The sequence below is a fragment of the Caballeronia fortuita genome (assembly GCF_001544835.2).
GTDB classification, from domain to species: domain Bacteria; phylum Pseudomonadota; class Gammaproteobacteria; order Burkholderiales; family Burkholderiaceae; genus Caballeronia; species Caballeronia fortuita.
The window spans coordinates 353,868-368,633 of sequence record NZ_FCNX02000007.1 but is presented as its reverse complement, the minus strand read 5'-3'; the positions used below and the strand labels follow the sequence as shown (position 1 = coordinate 368,633).

The window sequence follows — 14,766 nt, the reverse complement described above, 5'->3', positions numbered from 1 at the left end:
GCCGATGATAGTGCGGATTCCCGTGTGAAAGTAGGTAATCGTCAGGCTCCTCATGCTCCAAACAAAAACCCCACCCCCACAAAGGTGGGGTTTTTGCGTTGAGGCGGCACAGTAGCGATGCAGCGAAGCGTCCGCCGCTCAAGCGACACGATTAACGAGGCAAAAACCTCTCCGCCAAGCGCACCCAATAAGACGACCCGATCGATAACAGATCATCGTTGAAGTCATAACTGGCATTGTGCAGCATGCAGGGCCCCACACCATGCCCTTGCTCACGATGACCGCCATCGCCGTTACCGAGAAACGCATAACATCCGGGCTTCTCGAGCAGCATGAACGAGAAGTCCTCCGCACCCATCGTCGGCTCGACAGCGTTGTTGACCTTATCCTTGCCTACGATTTCCGCCATCACCTCGGCGGCGAATCTCGCTTCCTTGGCTGAATTGATTGTCGGCGGATAGTTTCGGTGGAAGTACATCTCCACCTCGCAGTCATAGGCAGCCGCCGTTGCTTCGACGATTTTGCGCATCCGTTCCTCGATCAAATCGAGAGTCGCCACTGTGAACGTCCGCACGGTTCCGCCGAGCCACGCAATATCGGGTACCACGTTCGCGGCTTCTCCCGCGTGGATCTGCGTTATCGAGAGCACCGCGGTATCGATCGGTTTTTTGTTCCGCGTGATGATGCCCTGCAAACCGTTCGCGATCTGGACAGCCGTGAAAACTGGATCGCGCCCGTTATGCGGAAGGGCTGCATGCGACCCGGTCCCGCGAACAGTAATGCGAAACTCGTTGCTCGAGGCCATGATCGGCCCTTCGATCACGCCGAAGTGCCCCGCGGGGATTCCCGGCCAGTTGTGAATCCCGAACACCGCATCGACAGGGAATCGTTCGAAGAGACCATCCTGGATCATAGCCTTCGCCCCCGCGCCGCCTTCTTCGGCCGGTTGGAAGATGAAGACGACTGTCCCATCGAACTTGCCGTGTTCGGCCAGATGTTTCGCCGCGCCGAGCAGCATCGCGGTATGGCCATCGTGGCCGCAGGCGTGCATTCGACCGTCGTTCGTCGAACGATGTCCGAACGTATTGAGTTCCTGAATGGGCAGCGCGTCCATATCCGCGCGCAGCCCGACCGATGTGCTGCTCGTGCCGCGCTTCAGCACACCGACGACGCCTGTCTTGCCCAATCCACGATGCACCTCGATTCCCCAACGTTCGAGGCAATCGGCAACCAGTTTTGCGGTGCCGACCTCTTCATAACGCAGCTCGGGGTGGGCATGGATCGTTCGTCGGAGCGTTTTGATTTCGTCGTGTGATGCTTCGATTTCCGGGATCAGATTCATTTGAACTGCTCTCACGTTAAATTCGGACTGCGCACATTGACAGCGCCAATATTTACATTCTACGTCGCCACTATTTGCTGCATCGGACGGTCGATCGCATAGTGGCCGTAATAGAATCGCGTCATCTGCCGCATTTATTCGAGTACCGGATTCCCGATGAACGCTCCAGCCGAGTTTGCCCGAGCCGTCTGCCCTCACGATTGCCCCGATACGTGCGCGATGCGCGTCACCGTAAAGGACGGCAAAGCGGTCAAGATCAGCGGCGACCCCGATCATCCGCCGACTCAAGGCGTGCTGTGCACAAAGGTCACGCGCTATGCCGAGCGCACGCATCACAAGGACCGTCTCCTGACGCCATTGCGGCGAATCGGCAAAAAAGGCGAAGGTCGATTCGAGCCGATCGGATGGGACGAGGCATTGCGACTCGCGGCCCAACGCCTGCTGCCGATCGCGCAGCGCGCACCCGAGGGGATCGTCCCCTATAGCTACGCGGGCACGATGGGCCTCGTGCAAGGCGAAAGCATCGCCGCGCGATTCTTCAACGTGCTCGGTGCATCGCGGCTCGAGCGCACGATTTGCGCCGCCGCGGGCGCGGCCGGTTTGCGCTACACCTACGGTGCAAGCATCGGCATGCACTCGGAGTTCTACGAAGAGAGTGAGGTCATTCTGATATGGGGCGCGAATCCGATCGCGTCCAGCCTGCATTTCTGGACGCGCGCCCAGGAAGCGAAGCGACGCGGGGCGAAGCTGATCGCGATCGATCCGTACAAGTCGCTTACGGCGGAGAAGTGCCATCAACATATCGCGCTGCGCCCCGGTACTGACGCAGCGTTGGCGCTTGGCATGATCGACGTGCTCATCCGCGAGAATTTCATCGATCACGACTATGTCAGCGCGCACACCGTCGGCTTCGAAGAACTGGCTGCGCGCGCGGCGAAATATCCGGCTTCGCGCGTGGCGCAGATCTGCGGCATCGACGAACGTGTGGTCATCGAACTTGCGCGCGCGTTCGGATCAACGAAGAAAGCAGCGATTCGCCTCAATTACGGCATGCAGCGTGTGCGCGGGGGCGGTAACGCCGTGCGCGCGATCGCATGTTTGCCGTCGTTGACGGGCGCCTGGCGCGAGCGCGCCGGCGGCCTGCTGCTTTCCTCATCGGGATGGGCGCCCATTGACGGAAGCGCCCTCGAGCGTCCCGATTTGTTGCCGGACTGGCCGTCGAAGATGCCGCGCGCGATCAACATGAACGCGATCGGCGATGCGCTGCTGCATCCGGGCGACGCGACGTTCGGACCGAAGATTGAAGCGCTGATCGTCTACAACTCGAATCCCGTCGCGGTTGCGCCGGACTCGGCGAAGGTCGCGGCAGGTTTCGGACGGGACGATCTGTTCACGATCGTGCTCGAACACTTCCAGACAGATACGGCGGATTACGCAGACCTCATCTTCCCGGCGACTACGCAACTCGAGCATCTCGATGTCCACAAATCGTACGGCCACACGCACGTGATGGCGAATCTGCCGGCGATTCCGCCTGTCGGCGAAGCGCGTCCGAATACGGAGATTTTTCGCGGTCTCGCGCGCGCGATGGGCCTCACCGAACCCGCGCTTTTCGAAACCGACGAACAGATCGCGTCGACGGCTTTTCGCTGGAACGAACGCACGCTCGAAGGACAGAGCTGGGACACGCTCAAGGCGTCCGGCTGGCTGAAGCTCGACATCGCCGAGGCGCCGCTGGCCGAAGGCGGATTCCGCACGCCGTCCGGAAAATGCGAGTTCTACAGCGAGCGCCTGGAGCGCGAAGGTCTCGATCCATTACCCGATTACCTGCCGCCCTACGAGTCCGCGGACGGCTCACCGGAACTGGCCGCCCGCTATCCGCTTGCGATGATTTCGCCACCTGCGCGCAACTTCCTGAACAGCAGTTTCGTCAACATCGAAAGCCTGCGCGCGGCGGAGCGCGAACCGCATCTGGACATTCATCCCGCCGATGCCGAAGCGCGTGCAATCGTCGATGGCGCGCTGGTCCGCATCTTCAACGATCGCGGTTCGATGCAGGCGCGCGCCCGCGTGACCGAACGTGCGCGCGAGGGCGTCGTCGTCGGATTGTCGATCTGGTGGAAGAAGTTGTCGCCTGACGGCCGCAATGCCAATGAGGTGACGAGTCAGGCGTTGACCGACCTCGGGGGCTCGGCGACTTTCTATGATTGCCTGGTGGAAGTCAAGTTGATCGCTTGATGTTTAGTTGGAGTAAAGGCCGGCTCGAAGGAGTCTGGTAGAAGGCGTCTAACCGGATTGCCGCGAACCGGACGAAAAGCTAGGATCTCGTTTCCGCACGATCATTCTAAAATCAAATAAAGGAGACGCCGTATGGAGAAACCCTGGCTGAAGTCCTACCCGGCCGGCGTGCCTGCGGAGATCGACGCATCTGCGTATCGGTCGGTTTCCGAGCTGCTCGTAGACAGTTTTCGCGCGAATCGCGATCGCCGCGCGTTTATGTGCATGGGCCAGTCGATCACGTATGCCGAACTCGACGCCATGTCGAGAAAGCTGGCAGCGTGGTTCCAGAAGCGTGGGATGAAGCCCGGCGCGCGCGTCGCACTGATGATGCCCAACGTCCTGCAATACCCGATCGCGATCGCGGCGGTCCTGCGCGCGGGCTATATCGTCGTCAACGTCAATCCGCTCTACACGCCGCGCGAACTCGAACACCAGCTCAAGGACAGCGGCGCGGAAGCGATCGTCATTCTTGAGAATTTCGCCGGCACGTTGCAGGCGGTGGTCGCGAACACGGCAATCAAGCACGTGGTTGTCGCGGCGATGGGCGATCTCATGGGTTTGAAGGGGCTTCTGGTCAACTTCGTCGTACGCAGCGTGAAGAAGATGGTGCCGGAGTGGAATCTGCCAGGCAGCGTTCGCTTCAACGACGCGCTCAGCGAAGGCGGCCGCGCCACGCTCCAGCCGGTGACGCAGAATCCCGACGACGTTGCGTTTCTGCAATACACCGGCGGCACGACTGGCGTCGCGAAGGGCGCGACGCTCACGCATCGCAATCTGATCGCGAACACGCTGCAGTCGGAAGTCTGGCTCGACCCGGCCCGCAAGCGCCGCCCTGACATCGATCAGTTCGTCTGCGTGGTCGCGCTGCCGCTGTATCACATCTTCGCGCTGACGGTTTGCGGCATGCTCACGATCCGCACCGGCGGCCTCGGCGTGCTGATTCCGAATCCGCGCGATATCGCCGGGACGATCAAGGAGCTAAAGGGCATTCCGATCAACACGTTCCCGGCGGTCAACACGCTCTATAACGCGCTGCTCAATCATCCCGACTTCAGCAAGCTCGATTTTTCGAAACTCATCGCGGCGAACGGCGGCGGCATGGCCGTTCAGGAGGCGGTCGCGAAGCGCTGGTTTGCGGCGACGGGCGTGCCGATCGTCGAGGGTTACGGCCTGTCGGAAACGTCTCCGTGCGTCACCTGCAATCCGGTGACGGCGACCGAATACACCGGCACGATCGGCTTGCCGATGCCGTCGACGGAAATCTCTATTCGCGACGACGACAACAACGAAGTGCCGCTCGGCCAGCCCGGCGAAATCTGCATTCGCGGCCCGCAGGTGATGGCGGGCTACTGGAATCGTCCCGACGAAACGGCGAAGGTGATGACCGCGGACGGCTTCTTCCGCTCGGGCGATGTCGGCGTGCTGGACGAGCGCGGCTACGTGAAGATCGTCGATCGCAAGAAGGACATGATTCTCGTGTCGGGCTTCAATGTTTATCCGAACGAAATCGAAGATGTCGTCGCGATGCTGCCCGGCGTGTTCGAAGTCGCGGCGGTGGGCGTGAAGGACCAGACATCCGGCGAAGCGGTGAAGCTCTTCATCGTGCGCAAGGATCTGAGCCTGACGGAGGCCGATGTCATCGCGTTCTGCAAGGAGCGGCTCACGGGTTATAAACGTCCGCGCATGATCGAATTCCGTAGCGAGTTGCCGAAGAGCAATGTCGGCAAGATTTTGCGGCGCGAATTGCGCGACGGGCGCGCGTAGCGTTCGCTTCGTCGAAAGCGCGAAAGCCTTCGTGTCGTGAGACACGAAGGCTTTTTTTCTGGCCGCACCGAACGAAAAAAAGGCGCCCGAAGGCGCCTTTCAGAGCGTACTGCTTTGTTACGACCTTATTAGAACTTGTGGCGGATGCCGACGACAGCAGCAACCTGGTTCGACGTCGTCGACGGCGACAGGCCGTTGATGTTCGCAACTGCCGTGCGGTTCGTCGAGTCCGTGCCGCTTGCGTGCTGATAGATACCGTCGATGTACACGTCCGTGCGCTTCGACAGGAAGTAGTCCGCGCCCAGCATGCCTTGGTGGTACTTGGCATCCGTCAGGCCATAACCCTTCGTGTAGTCATATGCCACGCCCAGCAGCAGCGCCGGGGTCAGCTGATACTTGAAGTTGATTTCGGCGTTGTGGAACTTGCCCGAACCGCCCGTGTAGCCAGCCGGGTTCAGACCAGCGCCGGCTTCGTTGTTCACGTCCTTGAACTGCGTGTTGCTATACGTCGCGCCGATGGTCGCTGCGCCGAACGTGTAAGCACCGCCAGCCGAGATGACTTGCTGCGTCTTGGCCGATGCGAAGCCCGAGTAAACGCGGCTCGACATGTTCGAAGCCGAAGGCGTCGTCGTCGCTGCGCGGCTCGTTGCGTTGTTGCCGAAGAACGAGTAGTTCGGGTCCTTGACGTTCAAGTAGCCCGCGCCCAACTGCAGGGGGCCTTGCGAGTAGCCGAGACCAACCGACCAGATCTGGTTGCGGTTGAACTGGCCAGCCTGGCCGCCGAGGCTATACAGGCCGCCGAACGTGAAGCCGGCGTAGTTTGCGCTCGTGTACTTGATCGCGTTGTTCACGCGATTCGAGTTGTTCATGTTGTCCAGGTCGCCCGGATGCGCACCGAAGTACGACGCCCACTGGCTACCGACTTCGAACGCGCCCGTGTAGTCGACCACGGAGTCGTACTGGCGACCCAGAGTGACCGTACCGAATTGCGTCGAACCCAGACCGACATAAGCCTGACGGCCGAACATGTCGCCGCCTTGGCCCAACTGGCCGTTGAACACGTTAAAGCCGTTTTCCAACACGAAGATGGCCTTCAGACCGCCACCGAGGTCTTCCGTGCCGCGCAGGCCCCAACGGCTGCCTTGCAGGTTGCCGCTGTTCATGGCGTACAGCTTTTGGCCGTTGCTGTTGTTGTTGTAGGCGAAGCCTGCGTCGATGATGCCGTACAGCGTCACACTGCTCTGTGCATGTGCGGCGCCCGCGAAAGCGCCCAATGCGGCGAGAGCGAGAAGCGACTTTTTCATTGAATAGATCTCCAAGGAGTGTTTGCGACTTTTGGCAAGGTCACTGTTCTTAGCGCCAGTGTGTTGACGGTCCCTGCCGGCTTCTTAACGAAGGTGACACGTAATGTAACAAAGAGACTTTGGCGGACAAAGGAAAAGGGGGCGGTCCGGCCGACTCATGTGACGTTTACGCAACAGGCGCTAAAATGTTGGTTTTGCAGGATTTTTGCGACCCGTGTTTGCCCTAATTACGAAAGCGAGTGCTTCAGAAGGTTCGTTTCAGGATGATGCGGACTCGCATAAAACAGCCTGACGGCAACGGTCGCCCCTCGGTCGAATGCCAATCCAGGCAAGGCTGCGAGGCCTCGCCACTAGTCGATGTGCGATAAAATCCGGGTTTTCCGTCGAGCGTGCGCTGAACCGGTCTGATGACCAATCAACGCCCATGCTCGACCGCGGATCACGGAGAGAGGTGACACCATGACGCTCGATGAAGTCATCAGCGAGTTCGATCGAGGTTTGCGTTCCATGACCGGCGTGAGCCGCATGTCGAGACCGATTCCCGAATCGACGATTCCGGGCGCGGACGCTCAAAGCAGCCTTATGGCGCAGGAATCGGAACTCACCGACAAAGAGCGCGCGCATTCGGCCGGCCTGATGCGCGTGAATCATGTGGGCGAAGTTTGCGCTCAGGCGCTTTATCAGGCGCAAAAACTCGCCACCAACTCTCCGGAACTGAAGGCGAGCTTCGAGCAAGCGGCTCGCGAAGAGGAAGATCATCTTGCTTGGACGTCCACGCGCCTGAAAGATCTCGAATCGCGGCCAAGTCTGTTGAATCCCGTCTGGTACGCGGGTGCGCTCGCAATCGGCTTCGTCGCTGGGCGCTTCGGCGATCGCGCGAGCCTTGGCTTCATGGCGGAAACGGAGCGCCAGGTCGAGCAACATCTCGATGGCCACATGAAGACTCTGCCCGCGAACGATCATGCGTCCCGCGCGATCGTCGAGCAGATGCGCCAGGATGAAAGCGCGCACGCCGCTGCCGCAATTGGCGCAGGCGCCAGTGAAGTGCCGTTTCCGGTTCGAGCGCTGATGCGCGTCGCATCGAAGGTCATGACGCGTACCGCGTATTACTTATAGTTCGATGTTTCGCCCCTGCCGATCGCGCGTCGGGGGCGAACGCTGTATCTATCCCCCAAAACCCACCAGCAGACCACGAAGCCGCCGTAAGAACCGTTACATTTCCCTCATTTCGCCTGCTCATTTCACGTAGTACCTTCACATCCCGCACTAGCTCTCTAATTCATAACGGTTTTCTCTTTCTCCGTCACTTCAAGCTCCTTCGCTAAGTCCTTGTTCTAGCAAATAAAAAGCACTCGAAAAAAAGGTACGCGTCTTGACCGAGGAAATGCCTTCCTCTAAAGTGGGAGACAGTGTGAGAAAGTGGTCTTTTGTGTGATTCACAACCCATTTTCGAGCAAAACGGTAGAGGGACGGACGTCGTGGTGGACGTCCGCAACGGGGAGAAGGGCGAGTGTTCCAAGGGGCGTCGGCGCTGACGCTCGATGCGAAAGGACGGATGTCGGTTCCGTCTCGCTATCGGGATGCGCTGCAAGGGCAGGCAGAAGGCCGGGTGACGCTCACGAAGAGCCCGGATGGATGCCTGTTGCTTTTTCCCCGCCCGGAGTGGGAAGTCTTTCGCGCCAAGGTCGCCGCGCTTCCGATGGAAGCCATGTGGTGGCGGCGCATCTTTCTCGGTAACGCAATGGATGTCGAACTCGACGGCAACGGGCGCGTGCTGGTGTCGCCCGAGCTGCGCGCTGCCGCGTCGCTGGAAAAAGAAGTGACGCTGCTCGGCATGGGCGCGCACTTCGAGTTGTGGGATTCGCAGACTTACGCGGCGAAGGAAGCCGCGGCGATGGCGCAGGGCATGCCCGAAGCGCTGAAGAATTTCACTTTCTGACGCGGCGCTGAACAACATGGCTCCTGCGATGGGAAATGAATTGCAGCATCGCACGGTGCTGCTGAACGAAGCGGTAGACGGACTGATCACGCGCGCGGACGGCATCTATATAGATGGCACGTTCGGACGCGGCGGTCATAGCCGGGCGATTTTGCAGCGACTGGCCGATGCGGGGCGCCTGATTGCCTTCGACAAGGATCCTCTCGCGATCGCCACGGCGCAACAGATTCAGGACTCGCGTTTCTCGATCGTGCATGACAGTTTCGCGGCGTTGCGCGATGCAGCGAAGGAACGCGGGGTGGGGCGGGTGTCGGGCGTGTTGCTGGATCTTGGCGTGTCGTCGCCGCAGGTGGACGACCCGGAGCGCGGCTTCAGCTTCCGCGCAGAAGGTCCGCTCGACATGAGGATGGATCCGACTCGCGGCGAGTCGGCGGCTGAGTGGCTCGCGCGGGCCACGGTGCAGGAAATCACGGAGGTCATCAGAGATTATGGGGAAGAACGGTTTGCTTTTCAGATTGCAAAGGCGCTTGTTGCTCGCAGGGCAGAGTCCGACCGTCTTGGGCCTCTCGACAGCACGCGCGAGCTTGCCGAAATCGTGGGTCACGTCGTCAAAACCCGTGAAAAGGGCAAGGACCCGGCAACTCGCACCTTTCAAGCTATACGGATTCACGTCAATCAAGAGCTTGCGGAGCTGCAGGTAGTACTCGAATCGGCGTTGGCATTGTTGGAGCAAGGGGGGCGGCTGGTCGTGATCAGCTTTCATTCACTCGAAGACCGGATCGTCAAGCGGTTCATGCAGGCGCACGCGAGCGCGCCAGCGGTGGACCGTCGCTTGCCGATCCGCGCGGTCGATCTGCCCAGCCCGCCGCTGCGCGTGGTCGGCCGCGTGTTTCCGAGCGATGCCGAAGTTGCCGACAATCCGCGCGCCCGTTCCGCCGTGATGCGTATCGCTGAGCGGATCGCGCCATGAACCGTCTCAATATCTTCCTGCTCATCATCGTGCTGGGGTGCGCGCTGTCGGTCGTCAGCTCCACCAACCAGCAGCGGGAGATCTTCATCGACCTGCAGCGGGCGCAATCGCAGGAGCGCCAGCTTCAGCAGGATTACGCGCAGTTGCAGTACCAGCAAAGCGCGCTGTCGAAGACATCGCGCATCGAGCAATTGGCCACTAACTCACTGAAGATGCAGCCCGTGACGACCGGCCGCACGCAATATCTCACCTACGACACGGCCGCCAACAAGGCCGCCGACGCACCCATGCCGCCGCCGCTGCCCGCGTCGGCGCCGCCTGCTCGCGGAGCCAAGCGATGAAAAAATCCGCGAAGCAGAAAGACGTCGCTCACACGCCGAACCCGCTCCTCGCCGTGCGTTTGCCGATGTGGCGCTCGAAATTCGTCGTCTTCCTGCTTTTCATGGCATTCGTCGCTCTCGCCGGTCGCGCATTCTGGATTCAGGGTCCGGGCAACGCGTTCTTCAAGAAGCAGGGCGAAAGCCGCTATCAGCGCACGCTCGAAATGCCTGCGACGCGCGGGCAGATTCGCGACCGCAACGGTCTCGTGCTCGCGACGAGCCTGCCGGTCAAGGCCATCTGGGCGATTCCCGAGGCCGTGCCGAACGATCTCGGCGCTGAGAAGTTCGCGCAATTGTCGAAGCTGCTCGAGATGCCGGAGAAAGAACTGCGCGCAAAGCTCTCGATGGACAAGACCTTCGTCTACGTGAAGCGTCAGGTGTCGCTCGAAGTCGCGCAAAAGGTCGCGGCGCTCGACATTCCCGGCATCTATTCGCGCGGCGAATACAAGCGCTTCTATCCGGAAGGCGAAATCACCGCGCACCTGATCGGCTTTACTAATATTGAGGACAAGGGACAGGAAGGCGTCGAACTCGGCGACCAAGGCGTCCTCGCCGGCACGCCGGGCATGCGCCGCGTCATCAAGGACCGCATGGGCCACATCGTCGAGGACGTCGACGAACAGGTCGTGCCGCACAATGGTACGGACGTCGAACTCTCGATCGACAGCAAGATTCAGTACATCGCGTACACGAACCTGAAGGCGGCCGTCGAGAAATCGAAGGCGAAGGCAGGCGCGGCGATCGTGATCGACGTGAAAACGGGCGAGGTGCTCGCGCTCGTCAACTATCCCACGTACAACCCGAACGACCGCTCTCGCATGACCGGCGAGCAGTTGCGCAACCGCATCCTCACGGACACTTTCGAGCCAGGCTCGATCATGAAGCCGTTCACCGTTTCGCTCGCGCTCGATCTGCATCGGGTGACGCCGAATACGCTCGTGGAAACGGGCGGCGGCGTGTTCGTGCTCGACGGCGCGCGGATCACGGACGATTCCGGTTTCGGCACGCTCACCGTCGGCGGCGTGATTCAGAAGTCGAGCAATATCGGCGCGACCAAAATTGCGATGCAATTGCGTCCTGAAGAAATGTGGAACATGTACACGAGCATCGGGCTCGGTCAGGCGCCGAAAGTCGGTTTTCCGGGCGCCGTGACCGGACGTCTGCGGCCGTGGAAAAGCTGGCGGCGCATCGAGCAAGCGACGATGTCCTACGGTTACGGCCTGTCCGCATCGCTGTTTCAGCTCGCGCGCGCCTACACCGCGATCGCCAATGACGGAACCATTTTGCCTGTCTCGATTTTCCGCACGCCCAACGATCAACCGCCGCTCGGTCAGCAGGTGTTCGCGCCGACGACCGCGCGTCAGGTGCGCGCGATGCTCGAAACCGTGACGGCGAAGGGCGGCACGTCGCCGGATGCGGCGGTGCCGGGCTATCGCGTCGGCGGCAAGTCGGGCACGGCGTACAAGCACGGCGGCCACGGCTACGACCATTCGAAGTACCGCGCGTCGTTCGTCGGCATGGCGCCGATGCCGAATCCGCGCGTCGTCGTGGCCGTTTCCGTCGACGAACCGACGGTCGGCAGCCACTTCGGCGGTCAGGTGTCGGGTCCGGTGTTTTCGGGCATCGTCGGCGATACGCTTCGCGCGCTCAACGTGCCGCCCGACATGCCGGTCAAGCAGATGGTCGTGACCGACGATTCGAACTCCCCCGCGCAACCGGCCGCTCGGCAGCCGGCGAACACGAACAACGCAAATGTCGCGAAAAAGGTCGCGGTATCGAGCAATACGAAGACGCACCCGGGAGTCGTGCGATGAGCGCGCAAGCCCGCCAGAGCAAGATGCAAAAGGACGTAACACAAGCCGTTCAATGGTTGCGCGCCCACGCGCAGCCCGAGGCGCAATTGCACGCCGACACGCGCTCGCTCAAAAACGGCGACGTATTTCTGGCTTACGCCGTCGACGGCGCGGACAACCGTCCGTATCTCGATGCAGCGCTAGCTGCCGGCGCCGCCGCCGCGCTGTATCAGCCGGAGAATTTTGCGGGCAAGCCGGACGCGGCGAAGACGCTCGCCGTGAAGGCGTTGAACGAACTCGCCGGTCCGATTGCGTCCGCATGGTATGGCGAGCCGACCGCGTCGATGCTGACCGTCGGCGTGACGGGCACGAACGGCAAGACTTCGTGCAGTCAGTGGATCGCGACTGTGCTTTCCGCGCTCGGCCGTCCGTGCGCGATTGTCGGCACGCTTGGCATCGGCATGCCGGGCAAGCTCGTGCATAGCGGCTTCACCACGCCCGACGCACCGCAGTTGCAGCGCAGTCTCGCACAACTGAAGGCGCAGGGCGCGGAAGGTGTCGCGATGGAAGTGTCGTCGCACGCGCTGCACCAGGGCCGCGTGAACGGCGTCGATTTCGACATCGCCATCTTCACGAATCTCACGCAGGATCATCTCGATTACCACGGCACCTTCGACGCCTACGAGGCCGCGAAGGCGCGTCTCTTTTCCTGGCCGACGCTCAAGACCGCAATCGTCAATCGCGACGACGCCGCCGGCCAGCGTTTGATCGAATCGCTGCGCGGCAAGGTTCGCACGATCGCATACGGCGTCGAAATGTCCGCCGATGCTACGCCCAGCGCCGACGCGCTGCTGCTCGCGACGCAGGTTCGCGCGACGGCGACCGGCACCGCGTTTCACTTGTCGTCGGACTGGGGCGAAGCCGATGTCGAAGTCGGCACGCTCGGCACGTTCAACGTGAGCAATCTGCTGTCGGTCCTTGGCGTTCTGCTCGAAGTCGGCGTGCCGTTCGATGCCGCGATCGCGCGCATCGAAAAGCTCGAATCGGTCAACGGCCGCATGGAGCGTCTCGGCGGGCGCGTGCAGAGCGACGAGCCGCTCGTCGTGATCGATTACGCGCACACGCCCGACGCGCTCGACAAGACGCTCGCCGCGCTGCGCCCGATCGCGAAGGCGCGCGGCGGCGAGCTCGTCTGCATGTTCGGCTGCGGCGGCGACCGCGATGCGACCAAGCGCCCGTTGATGGGCGAAATCGCCGAGCGTCTCGCCGATCAGGTCGTCATCACGAGCGACAACCCGCGCAGCGAAGAACCCATGTCGATCATCAACCAGATCGCGGCAGGCATGAGCGACGCCGCGAAGGCGCGCCGAATCGAAGATCGCGCGAGCGCGATTTTGCAGGCAATCCGAAGCGCCGCGCGCGAAGATGTCGTCGTGCTCGCTGGAAAGGGGCACGAAGCCACGCAGGAAATCATGGGCAAGAAGCGCGCATTCTCCGATCAGGATCACGCGCGCCTCGCGCTTGCCGCACGCGCCACGCAGCAGCGCGGAGGTGGCGAATGACGATGTTCACGCTGCGCGAAGCCGCCGCGCTGATTCCCGGCGCGAGCATCGAAGGCAACGCCGACGCCGCCATCGAACGAATCGTCACGGATAGCCGCGGCGTGCAGGCGGGCGACCTGTTCGTAGCCGTGAAGGGCGACCGCTTCGATGCGCATGATTTCCTCGATCAGGTTGCGAAGAGCGGCGCGGCTGCGGCGCTCATGTCACGCGATCCGAGCAATGCCGATGCCTGGCCGCTTCCTGTCATCAAGGTAAAGGACACCCGCGCGGCGCTCGGTGCGCTGGCGCACGGCTGGCGCGCGCGCTTCACGATGCCGCTCGTCGCGGTCACGGGCAGCAACGGCAAGACCACGGTCAAGGAGATGATCGCGTCGATTTTCGCGGCGGCGGTCGGGGAAGACGCTCGGCTCGCGACGGCGGGCAACTTCAACAACGACATCGGCCTGCCGCTCACGCTGTTCCGTCTGAACGCATCGCACAAGCTCGCGGTCGTCGAGCTCGGCATGAACCATCCGGGCGAAACGCAAATTCTCGGCAAGATCGCCGCGCCGGATGTCGCCGTCGTCAACAACGCGCAGCGCGAGCATCAGGAATTCATGGCCACGGTCGAAGCGGTCGCGCTCGAACACGCGTCGGTCATTCACGCGCTGGGTGAAACGGGCACCGCCGTCTTTCCCGCCGACGATCAATACGCCGTCTTCTGGCGCACGGCCGCGACCGGCAACGCGATCATCGATTTCGCGCTGACCGGCGATGCCTCGAAAGCCGCCGTCACCGGCACGCTCGAAGGCACGACGGTTCGCATGAATACGCCGCAGGGCGCGCTCGATATCGCGCTGAACGTGCTCGGCGAGCACAACGCGCGCAACGCGATGGCGGCAACTTCGGCCGCGCTTGCCGCAGGCGTTTCGCTCGACGCGATCAAGCGCGGACTCGAAGCGTTTCAGCCGGTGAAAAGCCGCTTGCAGGTGAAGCGCGCGACGCTCGGCGCGCTTGCGGGCGCGACCGTCATCGACGACACGTACAACTCGAATCCCGATTCGATGCGCGCCGCCATCGACGTGCTCGCATCGCAAGCATCGCCGCGCGTGCTCGTGATGGGCGACATGGGCGAAGTCGGCGAAGAAGGTCCGGCGTTTCATCGCGAAGTCGGCGCGTATGCGGCGGAGCGCGGCATCGATGCACTTTTCGCGCTTGGCGCGGCGAGTGTCGATTCGGTGAACGCATTCAACGCCGCGGCATCGAAGCAAACCGCGCAGCATTTTGCCGACGTCGGCGAACTGCTCGCTGCCCTCGAATCCGCCGCTTACGGCAACAAGGCCACGTATCTCGCCAAGGGCTCGCGCTTCATGAAGATGGAGCGCGTGGTCGATGCCCTGACGAGTTCACAACAACCCGCCGCGGGCACTGCGCCCGCGGCTCATTGATTCAC

At 61.9% G+C, this 14,766-nt stretch carries 11 protein-coding genes; 9 read left to right on the top strand and 2 right to left on the bottom strand.

The annotated features are described in order from the left end of the window. Window positions 1–151 precede the first annotated feature (151 nt). A complete protein-coding gene (locus tag AWB77_RS16185) occupies window positions 152–1,342 on the bottom strand; it encodes a M20 aminoacylase family protein (RefSeq protein WP_061135452.1) in 1,191 nt (396 codons plus the stop codon). Window positions 1,343–1,498: 156 nt separating this feature from the next. Here AWB77_RS16185 and AWB77_RS16180 point away from each other — a divergent pair, with 156 nt between their 5' ends. Then, window positions 1,499–3,580 carry a molybdopterin-containing oxidoreductase family protein gene (locus AWB77_RS16180; protein ID WP_061135451.1) on the top strand — a complete coding sequence of 694 codons (2,082 nt, stop codon included), beginning with the start codon at window positions 1,499–1,501 and terminating at the stop codon, window positions 3,578–3,580. Window positions 3,581–3,712: 132 nt separating this feature from the next. Further along, window positions 3,713–5,386 carry a long-chain fatty acid--CoA ligase gene (locus AWB77_RS16175; protein ID WP_061135450.1) on the top strand — a complete coding sequence of 558 codons (1,674 nt, stop codon included), beginning with the start codon at window positions 3,713–3,715 and terminating at the stop codon, window positions 5,384–5,386. Window positions 5,387–5,514: 128 nt separating this feature from the next. On the opposite strand, the gene AWB77_RS16170 is transcribed toward AWB77_RS16175, so the two are convergent. Beyond that, window positions 5,515–6,690, bottom strand: a complete 1,176-nt coding sequence (locus AWB77_RS16170) for a porin (RefSeq protein ID WP_061135449.1) — start codon at window positions 6,688–6,690, stop codon at window positions 5,515–5,517. Between the two features lie 459 nt (window positions 6,691–7,149). Here AWB77_RS16170 and coq7 point away from each other — a divergent pair, with 459 nt between their 5' ends. The 7 genes from coq7 (at window position 7,150) to AWB77_RS16135 (ending at window position 14,761) form a co-directional block, all read left to right on the top strand. After that, on the top strand, window positions 7,150–7,806 hold the full coding sequence (gene coq7, locus AWB77_RS16165; RefSeq protein ID WP_061135448.1) for a 2-polyprenyl-3-methyl-6-methoxy-1,4-benzoquinone monooxygenase: 657 nt from the start codon (window positions 7,150–7,152) through the stop codon (window positions 7,804–7,806). Window positions 7,807–8,200: 394 nt separating this feature from the next. Beyond that, window positions 8,201–8,629: a division/cell wall cluster transcriptional repressor MraZ gene (gene mraZ, locus AWB77_RS16160; protein ID WP_061135447.1), complete on the top strand. Its 429-nt coding sequence runs from the start codon at window positions 8,201–8,203 to the stop codon at window positions 8,627–8,629. A 28-nt stretch (window positions 8,630–8,657) separates the two neighbouring features. Next, window positions 8,658–9,599 carry a 16S rRNA (cytosine(1402)-N(4))-methyltransferase RsmH gene (gene rsmH / locus AWB77_RS16155; protein ID WP_096031142.1) on the top strand — a complete coding sequence of 314 codons (942 nt, stop codon included), beginning with the start codon at window positions 8,658–8,660 and terminating at the stop codon, window positions 9,597–9,599. After that, entirely contained in the window at window positions 9,596–9,940 is a 345-nt protein-coding gene (gene ftsL / locus AWB77_RS16150) for a cell division protein FtsL (protein ID WP_008342999.1), read from the top strand. Before rsmH ends, ftsL begins: the two co-directional genes overlap by 4 nt. After that, complete coding sequence (locus tag AWB77_RS16145; protein ID WP_061135445.1) at window positions 9,937–11,793, top strand: peptidoglycan D,D-transpeptidase FtsI family protein; 1,857 nt, start codon at window positions 9,937–9,939, stop codon at window positions 11,791–11,793. The genes ftsL and AWB77_RS16145 overlap by 4 nt, the downstream gene beginning before the upstream one ends. Beyond that, on the top strand, window positions 11,790–13,334 hold the full coding sequence (locus tag AWB77_RS16140) for a UDP-N-acetylmuramoyl-L-alanyl-D-glutamate--2,6-diaminopimelate ligase (RefSeq protein ID WP_061135444.1): 1,545 nt from the start codon (window positions 11,790–11,792) through the stop codon (window positions 13,332–13,334). Before AWB77_RS16145 ends, AWB77_RS16140 begins: the two co-directional genes overlap by 4 nt. Continuing rightward, window positions 13,331–14,761, top strand: a complete 1,431-nt coding sequence (locus tag AWB77_RS16135) for a UDP-N-acetylmuramoyl-tripeptide--D-alanyl-D-alanine ligase (RefSeq protein WP_061135443.1) — start codon at window positions 13,331–13,333, stop codon at window positions 14,759–14,761. The genes AWB77_RS16140 and AWB77_RS16135 overlap by 4 nt, the downstream gene beginning before the upstream one ends. Window positions 14,762–14,766: the final 5 nt, after the last annotated feature.

Excerpts from the sequence above, each read along its gene's own strand:
- AWB77_RS16185 (WP_061135452.1), bottom strand. The coding sequence starts at position 1,342 with ATGAATCTGATCCCGGAAATCGAAGCATCACACGACGAAATCAAAACG.
- AWB77_RS16180 (WP_061135451.1), top strand. The coding sequence starts at position 1,499 with ATGAACGCTCCAGCCGAGTTTGCCCGAGCCGTCTGCCCTCACGATTGC.
- AWB77_RS16175 (WP_061135450.1), top strand. The coding sequence starts at position 3,713 with ATGGAGAAACCCTGGCTGAAGTCCTACCCGGCCGGCGTGCCTGCGGAG.
- AWB77_RS16170 (WP_061135449.1), bottom strand. The coding sequence starts at position 6,690 with ATGAAAAAGTCGCTTCTCGCTCTCGCCGCATTGGGCGCTTTCGCGGGC.
- coq7 (WP_061135448.1), top strand. The coding sequence starts at position 7,150 with ATGACGCTCGATGAAGTCATCAGCGAGTTCGATCGAGGTTTGCGTTCC.
- rsmH (WP_096031142.1), top strand. The coding sequence starts at position 8,658 with ATGGGAAATGAATTGCAGCATCGCACGGTGCTGCTGAACGAAGCGGTA.
- ftsL (WP_008342999.1), top strand. The coding sequence starts at position 9,596 with ATGAACCGTCTCAATATCTTCCTGCTCATCATCGTGCTGGGGTGCGCG.
- AWB77_RS16145 (WP_061135445.1), top strand. The coding sequence starts at position 9,937 with ATGAAAAAATCCGCGAAGCAGAAAGACGTCGCTCACACGCCGAACCCG.
- AWB77_RS16140 (WP_061135444.1), top strand. The coding sequence starts at position 11,790 with ATGAGCGCGCAAGCCCGCCAGAGCAAGATGCAAAAGGACGTAACACAA.
- AWB77_RS16135 (WP_061135443.1), top strand. The coding sequence starts at position 13,331 with ATGACGATGTTCACGCTGCGCGAAGCCGCCGCGCTGATTCCCGGCGCG.